The organism is Pantoea sp. ABR1s (assembly GCF_057812235.1).
Genome location: NZ_CM173823.1, coordinates 1,054,839 through 1,079,307, shown reverse-complemented (window position 1 = coordinate 1,079,307; position 24,469 = coordinate 1,054,839). Strand labels below are relative to the sequence as shown.

At 55.5% G+C, this 24,469-nt stretch carries 21 protein-coding genes; 9 read left to right on the top strand and 12 right to left on the bottom strand.

All coding sequences use genetic code 11. The features are described from left to right. The first annotated feature begins 133 nt into the window (after window positions 1-133). From ppk1 to mgtE, 5 genes are all read left to right on the top strand, one after another. Window positions 134-2,194 carry a polyphosphate kinase 1 gene (gene ppk1, locus ACXKZD_RS05060; RefSeq protein ID WP_010671333.1) on the top strand — a complete coding sequence of 687 codons (2,061 nt, stop codon included), beginning with the start codon at window positions 134-136 and terminating at the stop codon, window positions 2,192-2,194. Between the two features lie 5 nt (window positions 2,195-2,199). Then, a complete protein-coding gene (gene ppx, locus ACXKZD_RS05055; RefSeq protein ID WP_010260078.1) occupies window positions 2,200-3,726 on the top strand; it encodes an exopolyphosphatase in 1,527 nt (508 codons plus the stop codon). Window positions 3,727-3,767: 41 nt separating this feature from the next. Continuing rightward, complete coding sequence (gene tehB, locus ACXKZD_RS05050; RefSeq protein ID WP_010671332.1) at window positions 3,768-4,382, top strand: tellurite resistance methyltransferase TehB; 615 nt, start codon at window positions 3,768-3,770, stop codon at window positions 4,380-4,382. A gap of 101 nt (window positions 4,383-4,483) precedes the next feature. Beyond that, entirely contained in the window at window positions 4,484-4,669 is a 186-nt protein-coding gene (locus ACXKZD_RS05045; protein ID WP_010671331.1) for a YfgG family protein, read from the top strand. 140 nt (window positions 4,670-4,809) lie between these two features. Then, a complete protein-coding gene (mgtE, locus tag ACXKZD_RS05040) occupies window positions 4,810-6,243 on the top strand; it encodes a magnesium transporter (RefSeq protein WP_033758614.1) in 1,434 nt (477 codons plus the stop codon). A 3-nt stretch (window positions 6,244-6,246) separates the two neighbouring features. Here the strand turns inward: mgtE and ACXKZD_RS05035 are convergent, their stop codons facing one another. Together ACXKZD_RS05035 and ACXKZD_RS05030 are read right to left on the bottom strand one after the other, a co-directional pair. Then, a complete protein-coding gene (locus ACXKZD_RS05035) occupies window positions 6,247-6,744 on the bottom strand; it encodes a helix-turn-helix transcriptional regulator (RefSeq protein ID WP_488981910.1) in 498 nt (165 codons plus the stop codon). 20 nt (window positions 6,745-6,764) lie between these two features. Beyond that, window positions 6,765-7,010, bottom strand: a complete 246-nt coding sequence (locus ACXKZD_RS05030) for a hypothetical protein (protein WP_010671328.1) — start codon at window positions 7,008-7,010, stop codon at window positions 6,765-6,767. Between the two features lie 193 nt (window positions 7,011-7,203). Between ACXKZD_RS05030 and ACXKZD_RS05025 the strand changes: the two genes are divergently transcribed. Further along, window positions 7,204-7,383 (top strand): hypothetical protein, encoded by a 180-nt coding sequence (locus ACXKZD_RS05025; RefSeq protein ID WP_029519437.1) that lies wholly within the window; start codon window positions 7,204-7,206, stop codon window positions 7,381-7,383. 30 nt (window positions 7,384-7,413) lie between these two features. Here the strand turns inward: ACXKZD_RS05025 and ACXKZD_RS05020 are convergent, their stop codons facing one another. The 3 genes from ACXKZD_RS05020 to guaB form a co-directional block, all read right to left on the bottom strand. Further along, complete coding sequence (locus ACXKZD_RS05020) at window positions 7,414-8,187, bottom strand: DUF3750 domain-containing protein (RefSeq protein ID WP_033758615.1); 774 nt, start codon at window positions 8,185-8,187, stop codon at window positions 7,414-7,416. A gap of 309 nt (window positions 8,188-8,496) precedes the next feature. After that, a complete protein-coding gene (guaA, locus tag ACXKZD_RS05015; RefSeq protein ID WP_010671325.1) occupies window positions 8,497-10,077 on the bottom strand; it encodes a glutamine-hydrolyzing GMP synthase in 1,581 nt (526 codons plus the stop codon). A gap of 68 nt (window positions 10,078-10,145) precedes the next feature. Then, entirely contained in the window at window positions 10,146-11,612 is a 1,467-nt protein-coding gene (gene guaB / locus ACXKZD_RS05010; protein ID WP_010671324.1) for an IMP dehydrogenase, read from the bottom strand. A 168-nt stretch (window positions 11,613-11,780) separates the two neighbouring features. Here guaB and xseA point away from each other — a divergent pair, with 168 nt between their 5' ends. The 3 genes from xseA to ACXKZD_RS04995 all read left to right on the top strand — a co-directional run bounded on the left by xseA (window position 11,781) and on the right by ACXKZD_RS04995 (window position 15,110). Continuing rightward, window positions 11,781-13,154 (top strand): exodeoxyribonuclease VII large subunit, encoded by a 1,374-nt coding sequence (xseA, locus tag ACXKZD_RS05005; protein WP_033758621.1) that lies wholly within the window; start codon window positions 11,781-11,783, stop codon window positions 13,152-13,154. A gap of 613 nt (window positions 13,155-13,767) precedes the next feature. Then, window positions 13,768-14,781 (top strand): M4 family metallopeptidase, encoded by a 1,014-nt coding sequence (locus ACXKZD_RS05000; protein ID WP_488981909.1) that lies wholly within the window; start codon window positions 13,768-13,770, stop codon window positions 14,779-14,781. Continuing rightward, window positions 14,778-15,110, top strand: coding sequence for a protealysin inhibitor emfourin (locus tag ACXKZD_RS04995; protein ID WP_010671321.1), 333 nt, complete (start codon window positions 14,778-14,780; stop codon window positions 15,108-15,110). The genes ACXKZD_RS05000 and ACXKZD_RS04995 overlap by 4 nt, the downstream gene beginning before the upstream one ends. A gap of 271 nt (window positions 15,111-15,381) precedes the next feature. On the opposite strand, the gene ACXKZD_RS04990 is transcribed toward ACXKZD_RS04995, so the two are convergent. The 7 genes from ACXKZD_RS04990 to ispG all read right to left on the bottom strand — a co-directional run bounded on the left by ACXKZD_RS04990 (window position 15,382) and on the right by ispG (window position 24,444). Further along, window positions 15,382-17,823 (bottom strand): glucose/quinate/shikimate family membrane-bound PQQ-dependent dehydrogenase, encoded by a 2,442-nt coding sequence (locus tag ACXKZD_RS04990; protein WP_488981908.1) that lies wholly within the window; start codon window positions 17,821-17,823, stop codon window positions 15,382-15,384. Window positions 17,824-18,135: 312 nt separating this feature from the next. Then, the gene (locus ACXKZD_RS04985; RefSeq protein WP_010257531.1) at window positions 18,136-18,357 is read right to left on the bottom strand and encodes a zinc ribbon domain-containing protein; all 222 of its coding nucleotides are present in this window, start codon (window positions 18,355-18,357) and stop codon (window positions 18,136-18,138) included. A gap of 62 nt (window positions 18,358-18,419) precedes the next feature. Next, window positions 18,420-19,910 carry a ribosome biogenesis GTPase Der gene (der, locus tag ACXKZD_RS04980; protein ID WP_010257536.1) on the bottom strand — a complete coding sequence of 497 codons (1,491 nt, stop codon included), beginning with the start codon at window positions 19,908-19,910 and terminating at the stop codon, window positions 18,420-18,422. Window positions 19,911-20,084: 174 nt separating this feature from the next. Further along, window positions 20,085-21,266: an outer membrane protein assembly factor BamB gene (gene bamB, locus ACXKZD_RS04975; RefSeq protein WP_010257539.1), complete on the bottom strand. Its 1,182-nt coding sequence runs from the start codon at window positions 21,264-21,266 to the stop codon at window positions 20,085-20,087. 19 nt (window positions 21,267-21,285) lie between these two features. Further along, a complete protein-coding gene (locus tag ACXKZD_RS04970) occupies window positions 21,286-21,903 on the bottom strand; it encodes a YfgM family protein (RefSeq protein ID WP_010257542.1) in 618 nt (205 codons plus the stop codon). A 39-nt stretch (window positions 21,904-21,942) separates the two neighbouring features. Further along, on the bottom strand, window positions 21,943-23,217 hold the full coding sequence (gene hisS, locus ACXKZD_RS04965) for a histidine--tRNA ligase (RefSeq protein WP_010257545.1): 1,275 nt from the start codon (window positions 23,215-23,217) through the stop codon (window positions 21,943-21,945). A 105-nt stretch (window positions 23,218-23,322) separates the two neighbouring features. Continuing rightward, complete coding sequence (gene ispG, locus ACXKZD_RS04960) at window positions 23,323-24,444, bottom strand: flavodoxin-dependent (E)-4-hydroxy-3-methylbut-2-enyl-diphosphate synthase (RefSeq protein WP_003848692.1); 1,122 nt, start codon at window positions 24,442-24,444, stop codon at window positions 23,323-23,325. Between the last annotated feature and the right edge of the window lie 25 nt (window positions 24,445-24,469).

Below are 24,469 nucleotides of genomic sequence, written 5' to 3'. Positions count from 1 at the left end.
CCAAAATAAGCCGCTATGTTGCCCGTAGCCGATTGATAAGACAACTCCTGGCGTTGGACAACGCTGCCATACTCTCGCCATAATGTTGGTGGATACTGGATCTTCAGTCCTGCAACCGCTAAATGGAGTGAGAATGGGTCAGGTAAAGCTTTATATTGAAAAAGAATTAAGCTGGTTATCCTTTAATGAACGGGTTTTGCAGGAAGCAGCAGACAAAAGCAATCCACTGATTGAGCGGATGCGCTTTCTGGGTATCTACTCCAATAATCTCGACGAATTCTATAAAGTGCGTTTCGCAGACCTCAAACGCCGCATTCTGATTGGTGAAGAGCAGGGTTCCGCCAGTACGCCACGCCATCTGTTTAAGAAAATTCAGCAGCGGGTAATGAAGTCCGATCAGGAGTTTGATGCGTTATATAACGATCTGCTGCTGGAGATGGCACGTAACCAGATCTTCCTGATCAACGAACGTCAGCTCTCATCCAATCAGCAGGCGTGGCTGCGCCACTACTTCAAGCACGAACTGCGTCAGCATATCTCGCCGATTCTGATCACCCATGAAACGGATCTGACCGAATTCCTTAAAGATGACTACACCTATCTGGCGGTAGAGATCATTCGCGGTGACAATATTCAGTATGCGCTGCTGGAAATTCCGTCCGACAAAGTCCCTCGTTTCATCAATTTACCGGCTGAGCCACCGCGCCGCCGTAAGCCAATGATCCTGCTGGATAACATTCTGCGCTACTGCCTGGATGACATTTTTAAAGGTTTCTACGACTACGACGCGCTCAACGCCTATTCAATGAAAATGACGCGTGACGCCGAGTACGACCTGGTCACGGAGATGGAGTCGAGCCTGCTGGAGCTGATGTCCTCCAGCCTGAAGCAGCGACTGACGGCGGAACCGGTGCGTTTCGTCTACCAGCGCGATATGCCAGACACGATGGTGTCGCTGCTGTGCCACAAGCTTTCCATCTCAAACCTGGACTCCATCCTGCCAGGCGGCCGCTACCACAACTTCAAAGACTTTATCGGCTTCCCGAACGTCGGTAAAAACAACCTGGTGAACCGCCCGCTGCCGCAGATTCGCCACATCGGCTTTGATGGTTTCCGCAACGGCTTTGATGCGATTCGCAATCGCGACGTGCTGCTCTACTACCCGTACCACACCTTTGAGCATGTGCTGGAGCTGCTGCGTCAGGCGTCGTTCGACCCCAGCGTGCTGGCGATAAAAATCAACATCTACCGCGTTGCTAAACATTCCCGCATCATGGATGCGATGATCCATGCCGCCTATAACGGTAAAAAAGTCACGGTGGTGGTGGAACTGCAGGCGCGCTTTGATGAAGAAGCCAATATTTACTGGGCGAAACGCCTGACTGAAGCGGGCGTGCATGTCATTTTCTCCGCACCAGGCCTGAAGATCCATGCCAAGCTGTTCCTGATTTCACGCCGCGAAGGCGAAGAGATTGTGCGCTACGCGCATATCGGTACCGGCAACTTTAACGAGAAAACCGCGCGTCTCTATACGGACTACTCATTGCTGACCGCGGATGCGCGCATCACCAATGAAGTGCGTCGGGTGTTCAACTTTATTGAGAATCCCTACCGGCCCGTGACGTTCGATCATCTGATGGTCTCGCCGCAGAACTCGCGCCGGATGCTGTATGAGCTAATCGACACCGAAATTGCTAATGCGCAGCAGAATAAGCCCTGCGGCATTACTCTGAAAATCAACAATCTGGTGGACAAAGGTCTGGTTGATCGGCTTTATACAGCCTCCAGCGTAGGGGTGAAGGTCAATCTTCTGGTGCGCGGAATGTGCTCATTAATCCCTGACTTGCCCGGGATCAGTGAAAATATTCGTGTCATCAGTATTGTTGACCGTTATCTGGAACATGATCGCGTCTATATTTTTGAGAATGGCGGCGAAAAGAAGGTGTTCCTCTCCTCCGCTGACTGGATGACACGTAACATTGATTACCGTATCGAAGTGGCAGTGGCGATTCTCGATCCCCACATCCGGCAGCGCATACTCGACATTATTGCTATTCAGTTGAGTGATACGGTGAAAGCCCGCATCGTCGATAAAGAGTTGAGTAACCATTACGTCCAGCGCGGCAATCGTCGTAAAGTGCGATCGCAGCTGGCCATTTATGATTACATCAAGAAACTGGAACAACCTGAATAAATCCTATGCCAATTTCTCATAAAAGTACGCCAAAACCCCAGGAGTTTGCGGCGATTGACCTGGGCTCGAACAGTTTCCATATGGTGATTGCGCGGGTTGTCGATGGTGCGATGCAGGTACTGGGCCGCCTTAAGCAGCGCGTCCATCTGGCTGACGGGCTGGATGCCCGGCACAACCTCAGCGAGGAAGCGATGGAGCGAGGGTTAGCCTGCCTGGCCCTGTTCGCCGAGCGCCTGCAGGGGTTCAGTCCAAGCAACGTGACGATTGTCGGTACCCATACGCTGCGCGAGGCGGTCAACGCCGAAACCTTCCTGCAACGTGCGGCCGAAGTGATCCCCTATCCGATCGAGGTGATTTCGGGCCATGAAGAGGCTCGCCTGATCTTTATGGGCGTTGAACATACCCAGCCGGAGAAAGGCCGCAAGCTGGTGATCGATATCGGCGGCGGCTCCACCGAACTGGTCATTGGTGAGGATTTTGAACCGCAACTTGTTGAGAGCCGACGCATGGGTTGCGTCAGTTTTGCCCAGCTCTATTTCCCGAAAGGTGAAATCAGCCGTGAAAACTTCCGTCGCGCCCGTTTAGCGGCCGCGCAGAAGCTGGAAACGCTGGCGTGGCAATATCGTCTGCATGGCTGGCAATATGCGCTGGGCGCGTCCGGCACCATCAAAGCCGCCTGCGAAGTGCTGCTGGCGATGGATGAAAAAGAGAAGCTGATTACGCCTGAGCGCCTCGAAAAGCTCTATGACGAGGTGATGAAACACAAATCCTTTGCTGCACTCAGCCTGCCGGGTCTGTCGGAAGAGCGTAAAGGTGTGTTTGTACCCGGGCTGGCGATTCTGTGCGGCGTATTTGATGCGCTGGCCATTCGCGAATTGCGCCTCTCCGACGGTGCGCTGCGTGAAGGTGTGCTCTATGAGATGGAGGGCCGTTTCCGCCATCAGGATATTCGTAGCCGTACTGCACAGAGTCTGGCGAACCATTACGCTATCGACAGCGACCAGGCACGACGCGTGCTCGACACCACCGAGCAGCTTTATCTGCAGTGGCGCGAGCAGAATCAGAAACTGGCGAATCCACAACTGGCCGCACTGCTGAAATGGGCGGCGATGCTGCACGAAGTGGGCCTGACCATCAATCACAGCGGCCTGCAACGCCATTCAGCCTATATTCTGCAAAACACCAACCTGCCGGGCTTCAATCAGGATCAGCAGATGCTGCTGGCGGCGCTGGTCAGATTCCATCGTAAAGCGATAAAGCTTGATGAACTGCCGCGCGTGACGCTGTTCAAGAAAAAGCAGTTTGTGCCGCTGATTTTCCTGCTGCGCCTGGGTACCCTGCTGAATAATCAGCGACAGGCCACCACGCGTCCGGAGGCGTTAACCCTGAAATGCGATGACGGCCACTGGACGCTGACCTTCCCGGCGGGCTATTTCACGCAGAACAACCTGGTTCAGCTCGATCTTGAACGGGAGCAGGTTTACTGGAATGACGTCACGGGATGGAAACTGATCCTCGAAGAAGAAGTCTGACAACACGGGCGCCTGGCGCCCGTTTAACTGAAATGATGAATATGACACAACCAACCGCACCCCTTTCAGGCGAAAACTATTTTGCCGAAACCTATGGTTTAACGCCGCCCCACTCCGAAGTGGTTGCGGCGCTGCCCCAGCTCAACGTCGGCAAGGCGCTTGACCTTGGCTGTGGCGTGGGACGCAATACGCTGTTTCTGAATCAGCACGGTTTTGACGTCACGGCGTGGGATCATAATCCGCAAAGCCTGGCGCGCCTGCAGGAGATTATTGCGCAGGAAAATCTCAGCGGCATACATACCGAGCAGCGCGACCTGAACAACACGCGCTTTAATGGCGGCTTTAACTTTGTGCTGTCGACCGTGGTGATGATGTTCCTGCAGCCGCAGACCATTCCGCAGCTGATTGCCGACATGCAGGCCTGTACGGTCAGAGACGGTTTTAACCTGATCGTGGCGGCGATGAACACGGACGATATGCCCTGCCCGGCTGATTTCTCCTTTGCGTTTAAATCAGGTGAGCTCAGCCACTACTACCGCAACTGGCACATCGTGAAGTACAACGAGCACCCCGGTCAGCTGCATCGCACAGATGAAAATGGCAACCGCATCACCTGTCGGTTTGCGACGCTGCTGGCGCAAAAAGCGAGTTACTGATCTTTATCTGCTGTTTTTTTCAACAGCGATTGATTTCATCAGGCGACTGTGACTAAATATTGCAGTCGCCCCAGATGGGGTCATTACAGGAACCACCCCGCGTGAACAGCGCTATTTCTCCCCGAAGACGTCAAAAAACCGGCACCATGACCCGCATTGTGTTGCTGATTAGTTTTATCATTCTTTTTAGTCGCCTGATTTTTATCCTGCCTGCTGCCTTCGAGCATCATCAGCAACAGAAAGCTATTCCTGAACCGGTTGCCATAACATCAGGCGATACGCGATAGCGAATAACCAATAACGACCTTTCGCCTGAAACGCACCTGAAACTTAAACGTTATCCAGATAACTGGACTCTTTTTTGCATCCCTTTTTCAGGCGAAACGCTACACTTCGTGCTGGTGCTTTCAGACTTAAGGGATCCAATGTGTCTGCCTCTCACTCTCAACGTTTAAGTGAAATACGTCATCGCATTCTGACGCTGCTGCTCAGCGAGCACGATCTGGTTGATGCCCTGCTGGAGAAATCGGGCGATCTCAATCCTGAACAGCAACGTGAAAATGCGGCCCAGCGTGACGCGCTGGAGCAGGACATTCTGCAACTGCATGCCGCTGACCTCGCGGATATTCTCGAAGCCCTGCCCGAAGAAGAACGTCAGGCGCTGTGGCGGCTGGTGCCGAACGAGCGGCGCGGCCATGTGCTGGTTGAAGCGTCTGAAACGGTCTGGGCCAGCCTCACCGAAGAGATGAGCGACCGCGATATCCTGCGCGCTATCCAGCCGCTGGATATCGACGATCAGGTCTGGCTTGCGCGTTATCTGCCACGTGACCTGACCGGACGCCTGCTGGCAACGGTGGAGCCCGCCCTGCGCGCCCGCATGCTCGATATGGTGCAGCTTGACCGTGACCGCGTAGGCCGGGTGATGGATTTCAATATCCTGACGGTGCGTGAAGATGTCACGCTTGCAACGGTGCAACGCTTTCTGCGCAAGCGCAAAAGCATGCCGGGCGGTACCGATAAACTCTTCATCACCAATAAAGATAATCAGCTGCTGGGCGAGCTGCTGCTGACGGACATCCTGCTTAACAAACCCAAAACCTTGGTGAGCGACGTGATGAACGCCCGCCCTACCACCTTCCAGCTCAATGATAAGGCCGAAGACGCAGCCAGTGCCTTTGAACGTTATAACCTCATTTCAGCCGCCGTTACCGACGCCAGGGGCAAGCTGATTGGCCGCGTGACCATTGAAGACATCATCGACCTGGTGAATGCCGAAAACGAAAGCAACATTCGTAAAATGGGGGGTATCAGTCAGGAAGAGGATGTGTTCGCGCCGGTGCGTAAATCGGTACGTAAACGCTGGGCCTGGCTGGCGATTAACCTCTGTACCGCCTTTGTCGCCTCCCGGGTTATCGGGCTGTTTGAAGGGACGATTTCGCAAATCGTGGCGCTGGCCACGCTGATGCCGATCGTCGCGGGTATCGGCGGCAATACCGGTAATCAGACCATCACCATGATTGTGCGGGCGCTGGCCTTACATCAGGTTGAACCGGGCAACTTTTCGTTTTTGATCGTCCGCGAGCTTGGCGTGGCGCTGATCAACGGCCTGTTCTGGGGCGGCATCATGGGCGGCATCACCTGGATGATGTATGACAATATGGCGCTGGGCGGCGTTATGATGCTGGCTATGGCGCTTAATCTGCTGCTGGCCGCGCTGATGGGCGTGCTGGTGCCGCTGGTCATGACTAAAATGAATCGCGATCCCGCCGTCGGCTCCAGCGTATTGATCACCGCCCTTACCGACACCGGCGGCTTCTTTATTTTCCTGGGGCTGGCGACAATCTTCCTGCTGCCGCACTGATCGTCAGGCTTGCAGGCCGTAACGTTGCAGCGACCCGTTAAGATTGCGCTGCCGCGTTACCTGTGCCAGCTCTCGGGTCGCCGCAGGCAGCGTATAGTTACCTCGCTGACTCAGCCACTCCAGCACATCCGCTAAGTGCCAGATGGCGGTTTTACCGTCATGCACCGGCAGCGGAAACGGCGGGCGGTGGCTGAGCATCAGCTTACGCATATTCTGACGCGTCATGCCGATGATCTCCGCCACATCCGTCAATCCCACAAAATCGGGTGCGGCTTCCACCAGCGTGGCCCCCGGTATCGCACGCAGCACATCCTCTTCTGCCTGCTTCAATACATCCGTTGCAGAGTCGGACTCCCGGGTGAACTCCAGTGCAATTCTGCCCGGCATGCCCAGGCCGATTAGCGCATCATCACAGCCTGCCGCTGCCAGCGTTTCCAGCAGTTCACCCACCGGCGCATGCCCTTCCGGCAGGCTGAACCGTAATGTGAAACAATATTCCATATGCTTCTCCTTGTGCTGCATCAGGACTTCAGATAGTGACAGTTGTCGACCACGCGTCGCAGCGCGCGGGCATGCTGATGTGCGTTTTTTGGTGTGCTCCAGATACAGGTCAGACAAAACTCCCCGCATCGGCACATCAACAGATTTTTCGGACAGTACATTTTTCCCCAGGCGTGATGGCCTCCCGTGACGACCAGCCAGCCATGGGATTCGGCGTAGCGTAACGCCGTTTCGATCTCTTTGTTGGGATGCCGCTTCCTTGCCATGTTTTTCCCTATCCTGACGCTGAATTGATAAGTTGTCAAGTGACAACCCAATGAAATTATCTTAGTGCGGCTCAGCATGCGCAGACTTTTTCTCGCAGTAAAACAGTCAGGGTATAAACTGGAAAACGTCACACAAAAAACGATCAGCGCCAGAAGTCATCTGGCAGCAGAAACGATTAACAACGGAGGCAATATGTTTAAAGCAGAGGATTTTGTTCAGTCGAAAACCGGCGGCCCGAAAATGCAGGTGCTGCGCGTCGAAGGCGACACCTTATGGTGTGCACGCGTTGATGATGCGGCGAGAAAAGAGATCGAAGTGAAAGCAGAGAGCGTCAATCTCTATCACGAAGAGGGTGACTTTGGCGTGTGCTGAGGTGAAACGGCCCCTGACGGGGCCAGACTGTCAGGGCTTATCCTGCTGAAGGTTGTCATTTCCCAGGCCGCCAATAAACGGCAGACGCAGCCGGAACGGTGTGAAATCGAGTCCCATATTCAGGCCCAGCAGATTGACTTCAAATCCCTCTTCTGCACCCAGCGTCACTCCCGCCACGCCCAGAATCGACACCTGCACACCGCGCCCGGATGGCGGCAGCCCGACCGGACGCCACAGTGGCCGGTAATCTTTTCCCAGCGCGTTAGCGGGCAGATCAAGCCTTAAAGCGGGTACTTCGCGGCCAATATGCGCCAGGAAGGTGTTGCTGTTTGGTCCAGGCCAGGCGCGATAGGTTGTCGGCCACGGATAGGATTTAATGGCGGCTTCAATCTGCGGGATCATCGCTTCTGCTTCCGGTCCGCGATGTTCCACCAGCAGCCGCGGTTTTGCGCCATACCAGTAGCCATCAGGCAGGTTGGTGTTGCGCCGGACTTTATCGCCGCTGCCCCAGCTAATCACTTCGTAGCGAGTGAAACGCGTTTCACCGGCGCGCTTGAAGATGATCCACGGATGCACCGCCACCGCCCCTTTCCAGCCATAGGTCGGCGCGGCATAAACCTGCACAATAGCCAGGTTAGATAACGCGCGTGGATCGGGCGCTATCCCGGCCGAATCGCGGCGAGCCGACCACCAGCCGCCCTGCTCTGTGGTATCGCTGTGACGCGTCGCCTGCGCGATGCTGGCTCCCAGCGATAGCAGCAGTACGGCAACAAAAAACAGGCTGAACACTTTAAGTGAGAGCATGACAACATTCCTGGTGCGTAAGAATCGCGAAACGCCTGTTCAGCAGGCGGTTTCAGTAAGCGGCGGCTTTGGGATAAAGACAATCGGTGAAAGCGGCGGGTAAGAGCGGGACACAACTGACGTCAGTTGCGGGCTTTTACTGCATGGAGGATAGCGTAATTTCCGGCAAAGTGAACATGAAAACACCAGCGACGGACCTGGATGTGCTGAAAGGTTAAAACAGCGAGTCTGCGCACGGTCAGAGCAATAAAAAAAGCCCGCTGAGGAGCGGGCTGCAGACTTATCAGGGATTAACTGGCTGAGGCCAGGTTATTCCCACTCAATCGTCGCTGGTGGCTTACCGCTGATGTCATACACCACGCGGGAGATGCCGTCGACTTCATTGATGATGCGGTTAGAGACACGACCCAGGAAATCATACGGCAGGTGCGCCCAGTGTGCGGTCATAAAGTCGATGGTTTCCACCGCACGCAGCGAGACAACCCAGTCATATTTACGGCCATCGCCCATCACGCCGACTGAACGTACCGGCAGGAAGACGGTGAAGGCCTGGCTGACTTTGTTATAGAGATCCGCTTTATGCAGCTCTTCAATGAAGATGGCATCGGCACGGCGCAGCAGGTCGCAATACTCTTTCTTCACTTCGCCCAGCACGCGCACGCCCAGACCTGGACCCGGGAACGGATGGCGGTAGAGCATGTCGTAAGGCAGGCCCAGCTCCAGACCAATCTTACGCACTTCATCTTTGAACAGCTCACGCAGCGGCTCAACCAGGCCCATCTTCATCTCTTTCGGCAGGCCGCCGACGTTGTGATGCGATTTAATGACGTGCGCCTTACCGGTTGCAGAGGCCGCAGACTCAATAACATCCGGATAGATGGTGCCCTGTGCCAGCCACTTAACGTCCTGCAGCTTCAGCGCTTCTTCGTCGAAGACTTCCACAAAGACGCGACCGATAATTTTACGTTTCGCTTCCGGCTCATTCTCACCTGCCAGCGCGTCGAGGAAGCGCGCTTCGCCTTCAACGTGAATAATGTTGAGGCCGAAGTGGTCGCCAAACATATCCATAACCTGTTGTGCTTCGTTCAGGCGCAACAGCCCGTTATCTACGAACACGCAGGTCAGACGGTCGCCAATGGCGCGATGCAGCAGCATTGCCGTCACGGAGGAGTCAACACCACCTGACAGGCCGAGGATCACTTTGTCGTTGCCGACCTGCACACGCAGGCGTTCAACCGCATCTTCAATGATTTTGGCTGGCGTCCACAGGGCTTCACATTCACAGATGTCGATAACGAAGCGCTCAAGCATCCGCAGGCCCTGGCGGGTATGGGTCACTTCCGGGTGGAACTGCACGCCGTAGAAACGCTTCTCTTCGTTAGCCATGATGGCGAACGGACAGGTTTCTGTGCTGGCAACGGTCACGAAGTCAGCCGGGATCGCCGTGACTTTGTCGCCATGGCTCATCCAGACATCCAGCAATGGTTTGCCAGCGGCGCTGATCGCATCTTCAATATCGCGAACCAGGGCGCTTGGCGTCGTCACTTCAACCTGCGCATAACCAAACTCGCGCTCGGTTGAGCCAGCAACGGTGCCGCCCAGCTGCATCGCCATCGTCTGCATACCGTAGCAGACACCCAGCACCGGCACGCCAGCGCTGAAGACATATTCAGGCGCACGCGGGCTGTTCAGTTCGGTGGTGCTCTCCGGGCCACCGGAAAGGATGATGCCGCTTGGGTTGAACTGGCGAATCTGCTCTTCGGTGACATCCCATGCCCAGAGTTCACAGTAAACGCCCAGCTCGCGTACGCGACGTGCAACCAGCTGAGTATATTGTGAGCCGAAATCGAGAATCAGAATGCGATGCTTATGGATATTTTCCGTCGTCATTGAGGGTTTTCCAGAACGGTGACTTAATCAATAAAAGCGCCCGGCTGAAGCCGGGCGGGAAATCGGGATTATGAACCCATGCGATAGTTCGGTGACTCTTTGGTGATGGTCACATCATGCACGTGGCTCTCATTGATGCCGGCGCCGCTGATGCGGACAAACTCCGCCTTAGTGCGCAGGTCATCAATGGTCGGGCAACCGGTCAGGCCCATGCACGAGCGCAGGCCGCCCATCTGCTGATGCACGATCTCTTTCAGACGGCCTTTATAGGCCACGCGACCTTCGATACCTTCCGGCACCAGTTTGTCAGCGGCGTTATCGGTCTGGAAGTAGCGGTCAGAAGAGCCTTTAGACATCGCGCCCAGTGAACCCATACCGCGATAGGATTTGAACGAACGGCCCTGATAGAGTTCGATCTCGCCCGGTGACTCTTCGGTCCCCGCCAGCATCGAACCGACCATGACACAGGACGCACCGGCGGCGATCGCTTTCGCGATGTCACCGGAGAAACGGATACCGCCATCGGCAATCACCGGAATACCGGTGCCTTCCAGCGCGGTGACTGCATCAGAGACGGCAGTGATCTGCGGAACGCCCACGCCGGTCACGATACGGGTAGTACAGATAGAGCCCGGGCCGATACCCACTTTAACGGCGCTGACGCCTGCCGCAACCAGCGCCAGTGCGCCGGCACCGGTGGCTACGTTGCCGCCGACGATTTCAAGGTCCGGGTATTTGGCACGGGTTTCACGGATACGTGACAGCACGCCTTCAGAATGGCCGTGTGAAGAGTCAATCAGCAGCACGTCAACGCCCGCTGCAACCAGCGCATCGATACGCTCTTCGTTACCTGCACCTGCGCCAACTGCCGCACCGACACGCAGACGGCCCTGCTCATCTTTACAGGCGTTAGGTTTACGTTCGGCTTTCTGGAAATCTTTAACGGTGATCATGCCCAGCAGATGGAAGCTGTCATCCACCACCAGCGCTTTCTCAACGCGCTTTTCATGCATCCTGTGCAGCACCACATCGCGCGCTTCGCCCTCTTTCACCGTCACCAGACGATCTTTCGGGGTCATGACTGCAGAGACAGGCTGTGAAAGATCAGTGACAAAGCGCACGTCACGACCGGTGATGATACCCACCAGTTCGTTGTCGCGGTTAACCACCGGATAGCCCGCAAAGCCGTTGCGCTCGGTCAGCGCTTTAACGTCAGCCAGTGGGGTGGTTGGCAGAACGGTCTGTGGTTCAGTCACCACGCCGCTTTCATGTTTCTTCACCTTGCGCACTTCGTCCGCCTGGCGTTCGATTGACATATTTTTATGGATGAAGCCAAGGCCGCCTTCCTGTGCCAGCGCAATCGCCAGACCCGACTCGGTCACGGTGTCCATGGCAGCGGAGAGCATAGGAATATTTAAACGGATATTTTTGGTCAGCTGAGTGCTGAGATCGGCCGTATTCGGCAGGACGGTGGAGTGTGCAGGGACGAGCAGAACGTCGTCAAAAGTGAGTGCTTCTTTAGCGATTCTTAACATGGCAATACTCCACCTCGGGTGATTGAGAATAGATAAAATATTGCCGCGGCATTATACAGGCCGTAATCGATTGCCTCCAGCATTATTTACGAAAAACTCTTGATCCGCACTGGCAGCCCTGTAGTATCGATGAATTAACCTGCTGATTTGGAATTTGATCTTCGTCACATGTCGCTGCCACCCATCGCCAATATTTTTACCGTCAGCCGTCTCAATACGACAGTGCGTCAGCTGCTGGAGAAAGAGATGGGCCTGGTCTGGATCAGCGCCGAGATCTCCAACTTCACGCAACCGGCATCCGGTCACTGGTACTTCACGCTGAAAGATGATGGCGCTCAGGTTCGCTGTGCTATGTTCCGCAACAGTAACCGACGCGTCACCTTCCGTCCGCAGCATGGTCAGCAGGTGCTGGTGCGCGCCAACATCACTCTCTATGAGCCACGCGGTGACTATCAGCTGATTGCCGAAAGTATGCATCCGGCGGGTGAAGGCTTGCTGCAGCAGCAGTTTGAACTGCTGAAAGCAAAACTGGCTACCGAAGGACTGTTTGATCCGCAGCATAAGCAACCGCTGCCGGAACCGGCGCGTCAGGTCGGGGTGATCACCTCTTCCACCGGCGCGGCGCTGCACGATGTGTTACGCGTGCTGCATCGCCGTGATCCCTCTCTGCCCGTGGTCATCTACCCGACCGTGGTTCAGGGCGTCGATGCGCCAGCGGCTATCGTCCGCGCAATTGAAATCGCCAACCTGCGCAACGAGTGCGACGTCTTAATTGTCGGACGCGGCGGCGGTTCGCTGGAAGATTTGTGGGGCTTTAACGATGAACGCGTGGCGCGCGCCATTTTTGCCAGCCGCATTCCCATCGTCAGCGCGGTGGGTCATGAAACCGATGTCACCATTGCCGACTTCGTTGCCGATTTACGTGCACCCACCCCTTCCGCCGCGGCTGAAATTGTCAGCCGTAACCAGCTGGAGTTACTGCGCCAGTTGCAGTCACAGCAACAGCGGCTGGAGATGGCGATGGATTACTACCTGGCACGTCAGCAGCGGCTTTACTCCCGCCTTGAACATCGTCTGCAACAGCAGCATCCGCAGCTGCGTCTGGCCCGTCAGCAGACCGCCCTGTTCCGCCTGCAGCAGCGACTGGGAGAAGCGATGGAAACCCGCCTGCGTCAGGCCACGCGTCAGCAGGATCGTCTGTCGCATCGACTCAATGCCCAGCAGCCTCAGCAGCGGCTGTTCGATGCGCAAAAACAGCTGCAAAGCTGGCACTACCGCCTGCAGCAGAGCATGACAAAACAGCTGAGCACCAGCAAACAGCACTTTGGTCAGTTGGTGGCGCAGCTGGAAGGCGTCAGCCCGCTGGCGACGCTGGCGCGCGGTTTTAGCGTGACCACCGACACTGCCGGACAGGTGGTGAAGAAAACCGCACAGCTCCAGAGCGGCGACCTGCTCCGTACCCGTCTTGATGATGGCTGGGTTGAAAGCCAGGTGACGCAGTTACTGCCTGAAAAAAAGCGCCGCCGCAAAACCGCCTCCTGACTCTGCCCGTCAGCTCACATTTTTACACTTAACGCTGGCCTCACTAATGAGGTCTAACCCGCCTGACAGGTCTATACTTTCTGGCACATTCCCTGTCGCCAGGGCGTTTCAGATGGCTTGCCAACGTTGTTGTCTCAGAAAAGCGCCGCCGCAAAACCGTCTCCTGACTCTGCCCGTCAGCTCACACTTTTACACTTAACGCTGGCCTCACTAATGAGGGCTAACCAGCCTGACGGGTCTATACTTTCTGGCACATTCCCTGTCGCCAGGGCGTTTCAGATGGCTGGCCAACGTTGTTGCCTCAGAAAAGCGCCGCCGCAAAACCGTCTCCTGACTCTGCCCGTCAGCTCACACTTTTACACTTAACGCTGGCCTCACTAATGAGGTCTAACCAGCCTGACGGGTCTATACTTTCTGGCACATTCCCTGTCGCCAGGGCGTTTCAGATGGCTTGCCAACGTTGTTGTCTCAGAAAAGCGCCGCCGCAAAACCGCCTCCTGACTATGCCCGTCAGCTCACACTTTTACACTTAACGCTGGCCTTACTAATGAGGTCTAACCAGACTGACGGGTCTATACTTTCTGGCACATTCCCTGTCGCCAAGGAGTTTCAGATGGCTCATTGCGTTATTCCTCCCTATATCCTTCGCAAAATCATCGCGCACGGTTCCGGCCACCAGCAGGAGCAGGCACGTCGCACCCTGACACACGTCCAGCACCTGATGGCGGAACACTGGCAAAAGCAGCCGGTGGCAAAAACCGCGGCAGGCGGCCACGTGGATCGTGAAATTTATGATGCGCAAAGTCAGCAGACCCTGCCAGGTAAGTTGATTCGTCAGGAGGGCCAGCCCGGCAATGACGACGTGGCGGCTGAGGAAGCATGGGACTATCTTGGCGTAACCTATGACTTCTTCTGGCAGGCTTATCAGCGTAATTCGCTGGATAATCAGGGGCTGAAATTGCTCGGTACCGTGCACTACGGTGACAAATACCAGAACGCCTTCTGGAACGGTCAGCAAATGGTATTTGGTGATGGTGACGGCGAAATCTTTAATCGCTTCACCGTTGCGATTGACGTTGTGGCGCACGAACTGGCGCATGGCGTGACGGAAAATGAAGCCGGCTTGATCTACTTCGAGCAGGCTGGTGCACTGAACGAGTCACTGTCAGATGTGTTTGGCTCGCTGGTAAAACAGTTCAGTAAAAAACAGCGCGCCGATGAGGCGGACTGGATTATCGGCGAAGGCCTGCTGGCAAGCGGCATCAATGGGCGTGGTCTGCGCTCAATGTCTGAACCTGGTTCCGCCTATGATGACCCGATGCTGGGCAAAGATCCGCAACCGGCGCACATGGATCACTACGTGAAGACACGCGAAGATAATGGCGGGGTTCATATCAATTCCGGTATTCCTAACCGGGCTTTTTATCTGGCAGCAAAAGCGCTGGGTGGTTATGCGTGGGAACAGGCGGGATATGCCTGGTACGACACGGTGTGTGACGACGAACTGCCACAGGATGCTGACTTTAAGACCTTTGCCCGCTTCACCGTTCAGCATGGTAAAAAACGGTTCAACGAATCGGTCGGCAGTGCCATTGAACAGGCGTGGAAGGAGGTTGGCGTGCTATGAGTGACCTGCCCGAACTCACTGATGACGCCACCATCATCGTCGCGCGTGAAGGCGGCATGGCCTTTATTCCGGGGCTACGCGCCGAACGACGCTTTATGCTGGGCGATCTGCCGCCGCCAGAAAGAGAGCGCGTCTGCCATGCGCTGCAGCAGGCGATGCCGCTGGGCGAACCGGAGGAGAAAGCCGCGCAGGTGGGCAGTGGCGACCAGCGCTATTTTCGCATCCAGATTCAGTATGCAACCCACCGCGAGGTTGGGACGATAGTGCTGTTGATTCCGGAACAGGTGGCGCCGCCTGAGTTGCAGGCGCTGTGGCGCGACGGCAAATAAGCAAAAAAAAGGGCCGACAATGTCGGCCCACAGACTGCTGATAATCCGATGTGCATCTGTTAGCGACAAATGAGCTTAAAGCGAAGGTAACACGTTCAGAGGAGGAAAGCGTCCCGCGCCATGGACGGCGCGGGCCGAGCAGTCATGGATGACGATTTTGCGACTTTCCGATCTGACCGTGTTCCCTGAGCATGCTCGGTCTTACAGCGAACCAGGCAAGACTTTTCCGTAAAAAAGGGCCGACAATGTCGGCCCTTTTCATTAAGTGTTGTTACTTGCTGTCTGGCAGCGCGTAAGCAATCACATAATCACCACGGTCCGGTGACTGACGTGCGCCACCTGCCGAGATCAGGATGTACTGCTTACCATCTTTCGGTGAGACGTAGCTCATCGGTCCACCCTGACTGCCCACCGGCAGACGTGCTTTCCACACCTCTTTGCCGGTTGAAGAATCAAAGGCGCGCAGATAGTAATCCTGCGTACCCGCGATGAACACCAGGCCGCCCTGCGTGGCCAGCGTACCGCCCAGCGTTGGCATGCCAACCGGCATTTTCACGCGCATCTTGATACCGAATGGTCCGGTATCCTGCACCGTGCCGACCGGCACCTGCCAGACGATTTTCTGCGTTTTCATGTCAATCGCCGACAGCGTACCAAATGGCGGTTTCTGACATGGGATACCCAGCGGTGACATAAAGCGATTTTTATTCACAGCATATGGCGTGCCTTTCAGCGGAACGGCACCCATACCGGTGTTGATCGCTTCGCCGCCGTTGCTGCCACGCGCAATATTGCTGGTATCAGCCGGGATCATCTGAACCCACAGACCCAGACGCATATCATTGACGAACAACAGGTGGTTGTTCGGATCGACCGACATGCTGCCCCAGTTCATACCGCCCAGCGAACCCGGGAAGCTCAGAGACTTGTCGGTGTCCGGCACGGTGAACAGGCCATCATAGCGCATGGATTTGAAGCCAATGCGGCAGGCCAGCTGATCAAACGGCGTGGCACCCCACATGTCAGACTCTTTCAGCGTCTGGTTGCCAATCTGCGGCATCCCGGTCGAGTGTGGCTGCGTTTTGGTGTACTGCTCGTTCGGGATATGACCCTGCGGCATCGGCAGTTCTTCGACTTTGGTCAGCGGCTTGCCGGTCATACGGTCAAGTACGAAGATCATGCCGGTTTTGCCGCCAATCACTACCGCAGGTGTGGTAGTGCCATCTTTTTGCGGGAAGTCGATCAGGCTTGGCTGCATCGGCAGGTCAAAGTCCCACAGATCGTTATGCACGGTCTGATAGACCCACTTCTCTTTACCGGTCGTGGCATCCAGCGCCAGAACCGATGCGCCATATTTGTGATCCAGTTCAGTACGGTTCGCACCCCAGAGGTCAACCGACGAACTGCCCATTGGAATGAACACGGTGTTCATTTCCGAGTCGTAAGACATTGGCGCCCATGAGTTCGGCGTACTACGGGTATAATCTTTACCCGGCATCAATATCGCATTCGGGTCAACATTGCCTGGGTCAAACGCCCAGCGCATCTGGCCGGTGATAACGTCAAAGCCACGCAACACGCCACCCGGCATATCCGTCTGTACGTTATCCGCTACGCGACCGCCGACCACCACAGTGGTGCCAGCCAGGGTTGGCGCTGAGGTCAGCTGATATTGCGGATCCGGTGCCTTGCCCATGCCCGCTTTGAGATCAACGATGCCGTGATCGCCAAAGTTTTCACAGAACTCACCGTTGTCAGCATTGATCGCAATCAGACGCGCGTCGATGGTGTTCATCAGAATACGACGCTGACAGCTGTCACCGGCTGGCAACACTGCGGCAGTCACAGGTGAAGACCCCGGCTTATCTGGCTGCTGCAGCGGTTTCGTGGCGTCAAAGTAAGCCAGACCACGGCAGCGCGGCCAGACTTCCGCTTTGGCATTGATTTCACGTTTCCAGATCTGCTTACCGCTGTTGGCTTCAACGGCGATGACGTTGTTGTGCGGTGTGCAGAGATAAAGGGTATTGCCAATCTGCAACGGTGTCTGCTGATCTTCTGCGCCGTTGCCGGTCGGGCTGACAGGGGTATCACCGGTGCGGAAAGTCCAGGCCACCTGCAGATCTTTCACGTTGTCGCGGGTAATTTGATCCAGCGCCACAAAGCGGCTGCCCTGCGGGGTATTACCGTAGTTATCCCAGTCTTTCTGCTGTTTCGCTTTATCTACCGGGATCAGCGGCAGCTCTTCGCCCGTGCCTGCAACGGTAGGATGGGGCTGGAACATCTGCACCAGCGTAACAACCATGCCTGCCGCCAGCAGCGCAGAGAACGCATAAGAGGGTTTTGCCAGTGAGTGCTTACCTTCATGCTTACGCAATGAAGGCCAGATCAGGAAGGCAAGCAGCATCAGTCCGGCAGGCACCATCAGGCGTGATACCAGCGGCCAGAATTCCAGGCCCGCGTCGAACAGCGACCAGATCAGGGTGCCGACAAAGACCAGCAGGAACAGAACCACTGCCGAGGATTTGCGACGGAAGAACTGAATTGCGGAGAGTACAGTGACGATACCCGCACTTAAAAAGTACCCGCTGCCACCAAGTGCAACCAGTTTGCCGCCGCCAATTGCAAAAAACAGACCGGTGGCAAGTAGCACCAGTCCGAGCAGCACGGATGCTATTCCCAGCCCCTTTCCGGAGCGGGAGGATGTTTCAGCCATAATACTTACTCTCCTGAATAAACAGAGCGCCCGGACAGATGCCATCCGGACGCCGGCGCGATAAGGCAGTCCGCGCCAGGCACCGCTCGGTTTCAAATCGAATATAAACAGACCCGCGTCCGTGAGATCGATGGGCCGGAAGAACACGGATGTGGCTGGCCCCTCCCACGACGCGGCAGGATTGTACCACCTGGTACATTACAGAGTGAACATCTACAACCCATTTGTTACGGCGCAATAGCATTTTTGCTACAAAATGAGCCAGTCGTTGCTCTGAATTCTCAGACGTTTTAAGCGTAGCTGAAAGCGGCGTCAGTGACCTGGCGGCTGGAAAAGGACGCGCTTGCGGGAGATAAGGCCATGTCCGTTCCGGCAAAAATAGTCCACCGCGCCGCAGGCTTTGAGCACCTCAAGCGGCTGATGACACGCCGGACAGCAGGGTTGTGCGGGGTAATGCGTACCGCAGGTATTACAGATAAATTCCCCGTCACTGAGCGACAGCGGTTGCTGACATTTTTCGCAAATAATAGTCATTATTTTCTCCCTGCTCCGGTTTATTCAGAGAAAAAAAAAGAGGGCCAGATGGCCCTCTATTCTTAACGCTTGTTCTTTTTCATATGCGCCAGCAGACGCTTACGTTTACGCTGCTGCGTTGGCGTCAGCAGGTTACGTTTGCCTTCATAAGGGTTATCACCCTCTTTGAACTGAATACGAATTGGCGTTCCCATCACGTTGAGTGATTTACGGAAATAGTTCATCAGGTAGCGTTTGTAAGAATCGGGCAGATCCTTAACCTGATTACCGTGGATTACCACGATAGGCGGGTTATAGCCCCCCGCGTGCGCGTATTTGAGCTTAACGCGACGACTGCGTACCAGCGGTGGCTGGTGATCGTCTGCCGCCATGTTCATGATACGGGTCAGCAGCGAGGTGTTTACACGCTTCGTCGAACAGTCATAGGCTTCAGTGATCGACTCAAACAGATTGCCGACGCCGCTGCCGTGCAGCGCAGAGATAAAGTGGATGCGGGCGAAATCGATAAAGCCCAGACGGTAGTCCAGTGTCTCTTTCACTTCATCACGCACTTCCTGCGACAGGCCATCCCATTTGTTGACCACAATCACCAGCGAACGACCACTGTTGAGAATGAAGCCAAGCAGCGACAGATCCTGGTCGGAAATACCGGCATGGGCATCAATCACCAGCATCACCACGTTGGCATCTTCAATCGCCTGCAGCGTCTTGATCACCGAAAATTTCTCTACGGTGTCAGAGATTTTGGCACGCTTACGCACACCCGCCGTATCGATCAGAACGTATTCACGTCCATCACGCTCCATCGGAATATAGATGCTGTCGCGGGTGGTGCCCGGCATATCGTAGACCACCACGCGGTCTTCACCGAGAATACGGTTGGTAAGCGTTGACTTACCTACGTTAGGACGGCCAACAATCGCCAGTTTGATCGGCAGGCCCGTCGGGTCGAAGTTTTCTTCTTCCTCGGCGGCTTCCTGCTCAGCAATCTCGTCAGCTTCAAGCGCAGCCCAGTACGCCTGGTTCTCTTCTTCTTCCGTGAGCTCGACCGTCTCAACTTTGTCCATCCATGGCAGCAGTGCCTCTTCTATCAGGCTGCTCACACCACGACCATGCGATGCCGCAATGGCGTGGATCTCGCCCAGGCCCAGTGAATAGAAGTCCACAACCGCCTGATCAGGATCCATCCCGTCAGTTTTGTTGGCCACCAGGAAAGTCGCTTTCTGGCGGGAACGGAGATGCTTAGCGATTTGCTGATCGGCGGCCATCATGCCCGCACGCGCATCGACCATAAACAGCACGACATCCGCTTCTTCAATCGCCAGCAGTGACTGCTCGGCCATCCGCGTTTCAACACCCTCTTCGGTGCCGTCGATACCACCGGTATCAATAACAATAAATTCGCGCCCTTCCACTTCGGCGCGACCATATTTGCGATCGCGAGTCAGTCCAGGAAAATCCGCTACCAGCGCATCACGTGTGCGGGTTAAGCGGTTAAATAGCGTAGATTTTCCCACATTGGGACGCCCAACCAGCGCGACCACAGGTACCATAACAAAATGCCTCAATAAATAATTAATCGCCCGAATGGCGTGATTATAACGGCTCTGGCCGTCAAGTTCAGGCTTAAGGCGCAAAGAATACCATGCCTGACTAAAAACGAAACGGCCCCTGATTAAATCAGGAGCCGTCGGAACGGAGGATTTCACCTGCCAGACGTGTACCCGTTAACGGGTAATCGCATAAACCTCACCATCTTTCGACTGGATCAGCAGCTTATCGCTGGCGACCACCGGCTCGGTCTGGAAGCCTGAGCTATCCAGTTCCTGCTGCGCAACAAAACGACCATCCGTGGTGTTCAGCCAGTGCAGATAACCTTCGCTGTCGCCGACAACCAGATAGCCGTTGTAGAGCACCGGCGAAGTCAGGTTGCGATGCAGCAGATCGCTTTGACGCCAGATGGCGACACCGCCGTCAGCGTTAAGCGCAATCACACGATCGTCCTGATCGACCAGATAGATGCGGCCGGCATCAACAATCAGATCTTTCACACCGCCAATTTCGCGTTTCCACAAAATCTGGCCGGAACGCAGATCCAGTGCTGTCAGATTGCCGTTATACGCCAGCGCGTAAACCACGCCGTTGACGATAACCGGTGTGGTATCGACATCGTTAAGACGATCGATCTCAGTGGCACCGCTGACCTGGGAAATACGCTGCTGCCAGACCAGTTGTCCCTGGTTCAGCACCACGGCACTGACACGACCATTGTCGCCACCGACAATCGCGCCACCAAAAGCGACAGCCGGAGCAGATTCACCGCGCAGAGACAACGCTGGCATATCCAGGTTGACGCTCCACTTCACGGCACCGCTGCTCTGATCCAGGCCCTGCAACATGCCGTTGCTGGTATGAACCAGCACCAGACCATCGCTGACTACCGGACGTGACAGTGCTTCGCCGGCGACTTTCGTCTGCCACGCCAGGCTACCATCACTGCTGTTGAGGGCATAAACCTGGCCGCGCTCGCTGCCAACATAGACCCGATCGCCATCAGCCGTCAGGCCACCTGATAACATGGCTGAGCGATTTTTAGAGAAGAAGCCGGTTTTCTCAGAGAGATCGACTTTCCATTTTTCTTTACCGTCTGCGGCATCGAGCGCTTTGACGATACCAAAGCGGTCGGCAGCATAAACCGTATTATCCTGCCAGGCAGGATGCAGATTTGAGTAGAAATCACCGACACCATCGCCTACCGAGGTGCTCCACACTTTCTGTGGCGTGAACTGATTTTCCACCTTCGGTAACGGGGCCATTTTTACTACATCTTCTTCGCCGCTAAACAGCGAACAACCGCTGAGCAAAGTGACTGAAATCAGTCCCGGCAGCAGGTATTTACGTAATTCCATGCGCTCTCTCTTGACTGGCTTAGCTTAAGTTATTCATCTTCATCTGCATCATTTGCTTCAATGCCGGAGAGGCGTCAGATTCAACCCCTTTACTCCAGGCATCGCGCGCGCCCTGCTTGTCGCCTTTGGTCAGCAGCGCTTCGCCGCGAATATCGGCCACAATGGCTGTCCAGCCATCACCCTTCACACCGTCAAGGGTTTTAAGCGCCGCATCCGCTTGATTCTGTTGCAGTTGAATGCGTGCCAGGCGCAGGTTAATCACCGCCTGCAGATTGGCATCTTTGGTATCTTTCAGTCCGTTTTGCAGCAGCGTCGCGGCTTTATCAAGCTGACCGGCGTCAACATACTGCTTCGCCAGATCCATCGCAGCCAGCGCACCGTAGGTGTTGCTGTTTTCACTGGCAAAACGGTTTACCGCTTCCAGCGTCTCCGGTTTGCCCGCCTGCATGGCGCTGGTGAGCTGCTGATACTGCGCTGATACTGTCTTCGCCGTATCGTCCTGATGACTGCTCCAGTAACGCCAGCCGCCCAGCGCAGCAATGCCGATCACCACGCCAATAGCTAACGCTTTGCCATTGTTGGCAAAAAAGTTGCGCAGCGCGTCGGTCTGCTCGTTCTCATTGCTATACACTTCCACGCAATCCCTCTCCTTTCTATGGTTGGTGCTGTGTCACGCTTACTGTAACAGCGAGCGCAAGACAGCAGCAGCCTCTGCCTGATCCAGCGTTTGCTGCTCGCCACGGCGCAGATCTTTAATCACGACCTGACCGGCTTTGACCTCGTCCTCGCCTAACACCAGTGCGACGCGAGCGCCCCACTTGTCAGCACGGGCAAACTGTTTCTTGAAGTTGCCGCCGCCAAAGTTGGTCATCAGCCTCAGTTCTGGCGCTTCATCACGCAATTTCTCAGCCAGCTGCATTGCTGCAGACTGCACGCCCTGACCTGAAGCGATAACATAGACATCCACATTGCTCGTCGGTTCAAATTCAGGATTAACCGCCTGAACCAGCAGCACCAGACGCTCCATGCCCATGGCAAAGCCAACGGCAGGTGTTGCGCGCCCACCGAGCTGCTCAACCAGGCCATCATAGCGACCGCCACCACATACCGTGCCCTGTGAACCCAGGCTATCGGTGACCCACTCAATCACGGTGCGATTGTAATAATCAAGACCGCGTACCAGACGCTGATTGACGGTGTAGCTAATCCCGGCGTCATCCAGCAGGGCACACAGGCCGCTGAAATGTTCACGTGATTCGTCGTCAAGATAGTCGCCAAGCTGTGGCGCATCATTCAGTAACTGCTGGATATCAGGATTTTTAGTGTCGAGAACGCGCATCGGATTGGTGTACATGCGGCGTTTACAATCCTCATCCAGCACCTCTTTGTGCTGTTCAAGGAAGGCGACCAGCGCGTCGCGGTAATGCGCGCGTGCTTCCAGCGAACCGATAGAGTTGAGTTCCAGACGAACGTGCTCAGAGATACCCAGGGCTTTCCACCAGCGGGCGTTCAGCATGATCAGTTCAGCATCGATGTCCGGACCCTGCAGACCAAACACTTCCACGCCAATCTGGTAGAACTGACGATAGCGGCCTTTCTGCGGACGCTCATAGCGGAACATCGGGCCCATATACCACAGGCGCTGCTCCTGGTTGTAGAGTAAACCGTGTTCAATACCGGCTCGCACGCAACCTGCAGTGCCTTCCGGACGCAGCGTCAGGCTTTCACCGTTGCGGTCTTCGAAGGTATACATCTCTTTTTCAACCACGTCGGTGACTTCACCGATGGCGCGTTTAAACAGTGGGGTTTGCTCCACCAGCGGTAAGCGAATTTCGCTGTAACCGTAGCTCGCCAGCGTCTGCTTGAGAACGCCTTCAATCCGTTGCCAGAGGGCAGTATCCGCAGGCAGGTAGTCGTTCATCCCGCGAATCGCCTGAATATTCTTCGCCACGTTAGAATCTCTTAATGCAAAAAAACCTGTCCGGCATCATACCTTATGAGGATGAAACCGCACAGGTTCAGTCAAAAAAGTCACGCACGCAAACCGCGTACGCCATTATTTTTCCAGATGCTGCACATCAATACGGCGACTGGCATCCAGCATCGACGCTTTAGCACGAATGCGCGCTTCCAGCTGATCGATCATGTCATTGTTGTCGAGACGATCGCGCTGACGCACACCATCCTCGTAGAAACCACTCTTCTTGCTGCCGCCGGTCACGCCCAGCGTAGAGAGGGTCGCCTCGCCAGGTCCGTTGACCACGCAGCCGATGATGGAGACATCCATCGGGGTGATGAGGTCTTCCAGACGCTGCTCCAGCGCGTTGACCGTGCCGATAACGTCGAACTCCTGACGTGAGCAGGTCGGACAGGCGATGAAGTTGATGCCACGAGAACGGATGCGCAGTGACTTGAGGATATCGAAACCGACTTTGACTTCTTCTACCGGATCGGCGGCCAGCGAGATACGCAGCGTATCGCCGATCCCTTCTGACAGCAGCAGACCCAGTCCAATCGCCGATTTCACTGCGCCAGCCCGCGCGCCGCCCGCTTCGGTGATACCGAGATGCAGTGGCTGTTCAATCTGTTTCGCCAGCAGACGATAAGATTCAACCGCGAGGAAAACGTCAGAGGCTTTAACGCTGACTTTAAATTGATCGAAGTTAAGACGGTCGAGATGATCGACATGGCGCATGGCAGATTCCAGCAACGCCTGCGGCGTCGGCTCGCCATACTTTTCCTGCAGATCTTTCTCCAGCGAACCGGCGTTCACGCCGATTCGAATCGGAATATTGTTGTCGCGCGCGCAGTCGACCACCATACGGATGCGCTCATTGTTCCCGATGTTACCGGGATTGATGCGCAGGCAGTCGACGCCATACTCGGCGACTTTCAGGGCGATGCGGTAGTCAAAATGAATATCTGCAACCAGCGGGACGTTTACCTGCTGTTTGATCAGCCTGAATGCTTCTGCGGCATCCATGGTAGGCACCGAGATACGAACGATGTCGACACCGACTCGCTCAAGGGCTTTGATCTGATTTACCGTCGCCTCCACGTCAGTGGTGCGGGTGTTGGTCATCGACTGGACAGCGATGGGTGCGCCGTCACCGACCGGCACCTTGCCGACGTAAATGCGTTTGGATTTACGACGGATAATGGGTGCTTCGTTATGCATATTTCTTCTCCACAATTGCCCGGTA

Coding starts and splice junctions, on each gene's coding strand:
- ACXKZD_RS05020 (WP_033758615.1), bottom strand. CDS start 8,187: ATGCTCTCACTTAAAGTGTTCAGCCTGTTTTTTGTTGCCGTACTGCTG.
- guaB (WP_010671324.1), bottom strand. CDS start 11,612: ATGTTAAGAATCGCTAAAGAAGCACTCACTTTTGACGACGTTCTGCTC.
- ppx (WP_010260078.1), top strand. CDS start 2,200: ATGCCAATTTCTCATAAAAGTACGCCAAAACCCCAGGAGTTTGCGGCG.
- ACXKZD_RS05025 (WP_029519437.1), top strand. CDS start 7,204: ATGTTTAAAGCAGAGGATTTTGTTCAGTCGAAAACCGGCGGCCCGAAA.
- ACXKZD_RS05030 (WP_010671328.1), bottom strand. CDS start 7,010: ATGGCAAGGAAGCGGCATCCCAACAAAGAGATCGAAACGGCGTTACGC.
- der (WP_010257536.1), bottom strand. CDS start 19,910: ATGGTACCTGTGGTCGCGCTGGTTGGGCGTCCCAATGTGGGAAAATCT.
- ispG (WP_003848692.1), bottom strand. CDS start 24,444: ATGCATAACGAAGCACCCATTATCCGTCGTAAATCCAAACGCATTTAC.
- ACXKZD_RS05035 (WP_488981910.1), bottom strand. CDS start 6,744: ATGGAATATTGTTTCACATTACGGTTCAGCCTGCCGGAAGGGCATGCG.
- ACXKZD_RS04985 (WP_010257531.1), bottom strand. CDS start 18,357: ATGACTATTATTTGCGAAAAATGTCAGCAACCGCTGTCGCTCAGTGAC.
- bamB (WP_010257539.1), bottom strand. CDS start 21,266: ATGGAATTACGTAAATACCTGCTGCCGGGACTGATTTCAGTCACTTTG.
- xseA (WP_033758621.1), top strand. CDS start 11,781: ATGTCGCTGCCACCCATCGCCAATATTTTTACCGTCAGCCGTCTCAAT.
- ACXKZD_RS05000 (WP_488981909.1), top strand. CDS start 13,768: ATGGCTCATTGCGTTATTCCTCCCTATATCCTTCGCAAAATCATCGCG.
- tehB (WP_010671332.1), top strand. CDS start 3,768: ATGACACAACCAACCGCACCCCTTTCAGGCGAAAACTATTTTGCCGAA.
- ACXKZD_RS04995 (WP_010671321.1), top strand. CDS start 14,778: ATGAGTGACCTGCCCGAACTCACTGATGACGCCACCATCATCGTCGCG.
- ACXKZD_RS04990 (WP_488981908.1), bottom strand. CDS start 17,823: ATGGCTGAAACATCCTCCCGCTCCGGAAAGGGGCTGGGAATAGCATCC.
- guaA (WP_010671325.1), bottom strand. CDS start 10,077: ATGACGACGGAAAATATCCATAAGCATCGCATTCTGATTCTCGATTTC.
- ppk1 (WP_010671333.1), top strand. CDS start 134: ATGGGTCAGGTAAAGCTTTATATTGAAAAAGAATTAAGCTGGTTATCC.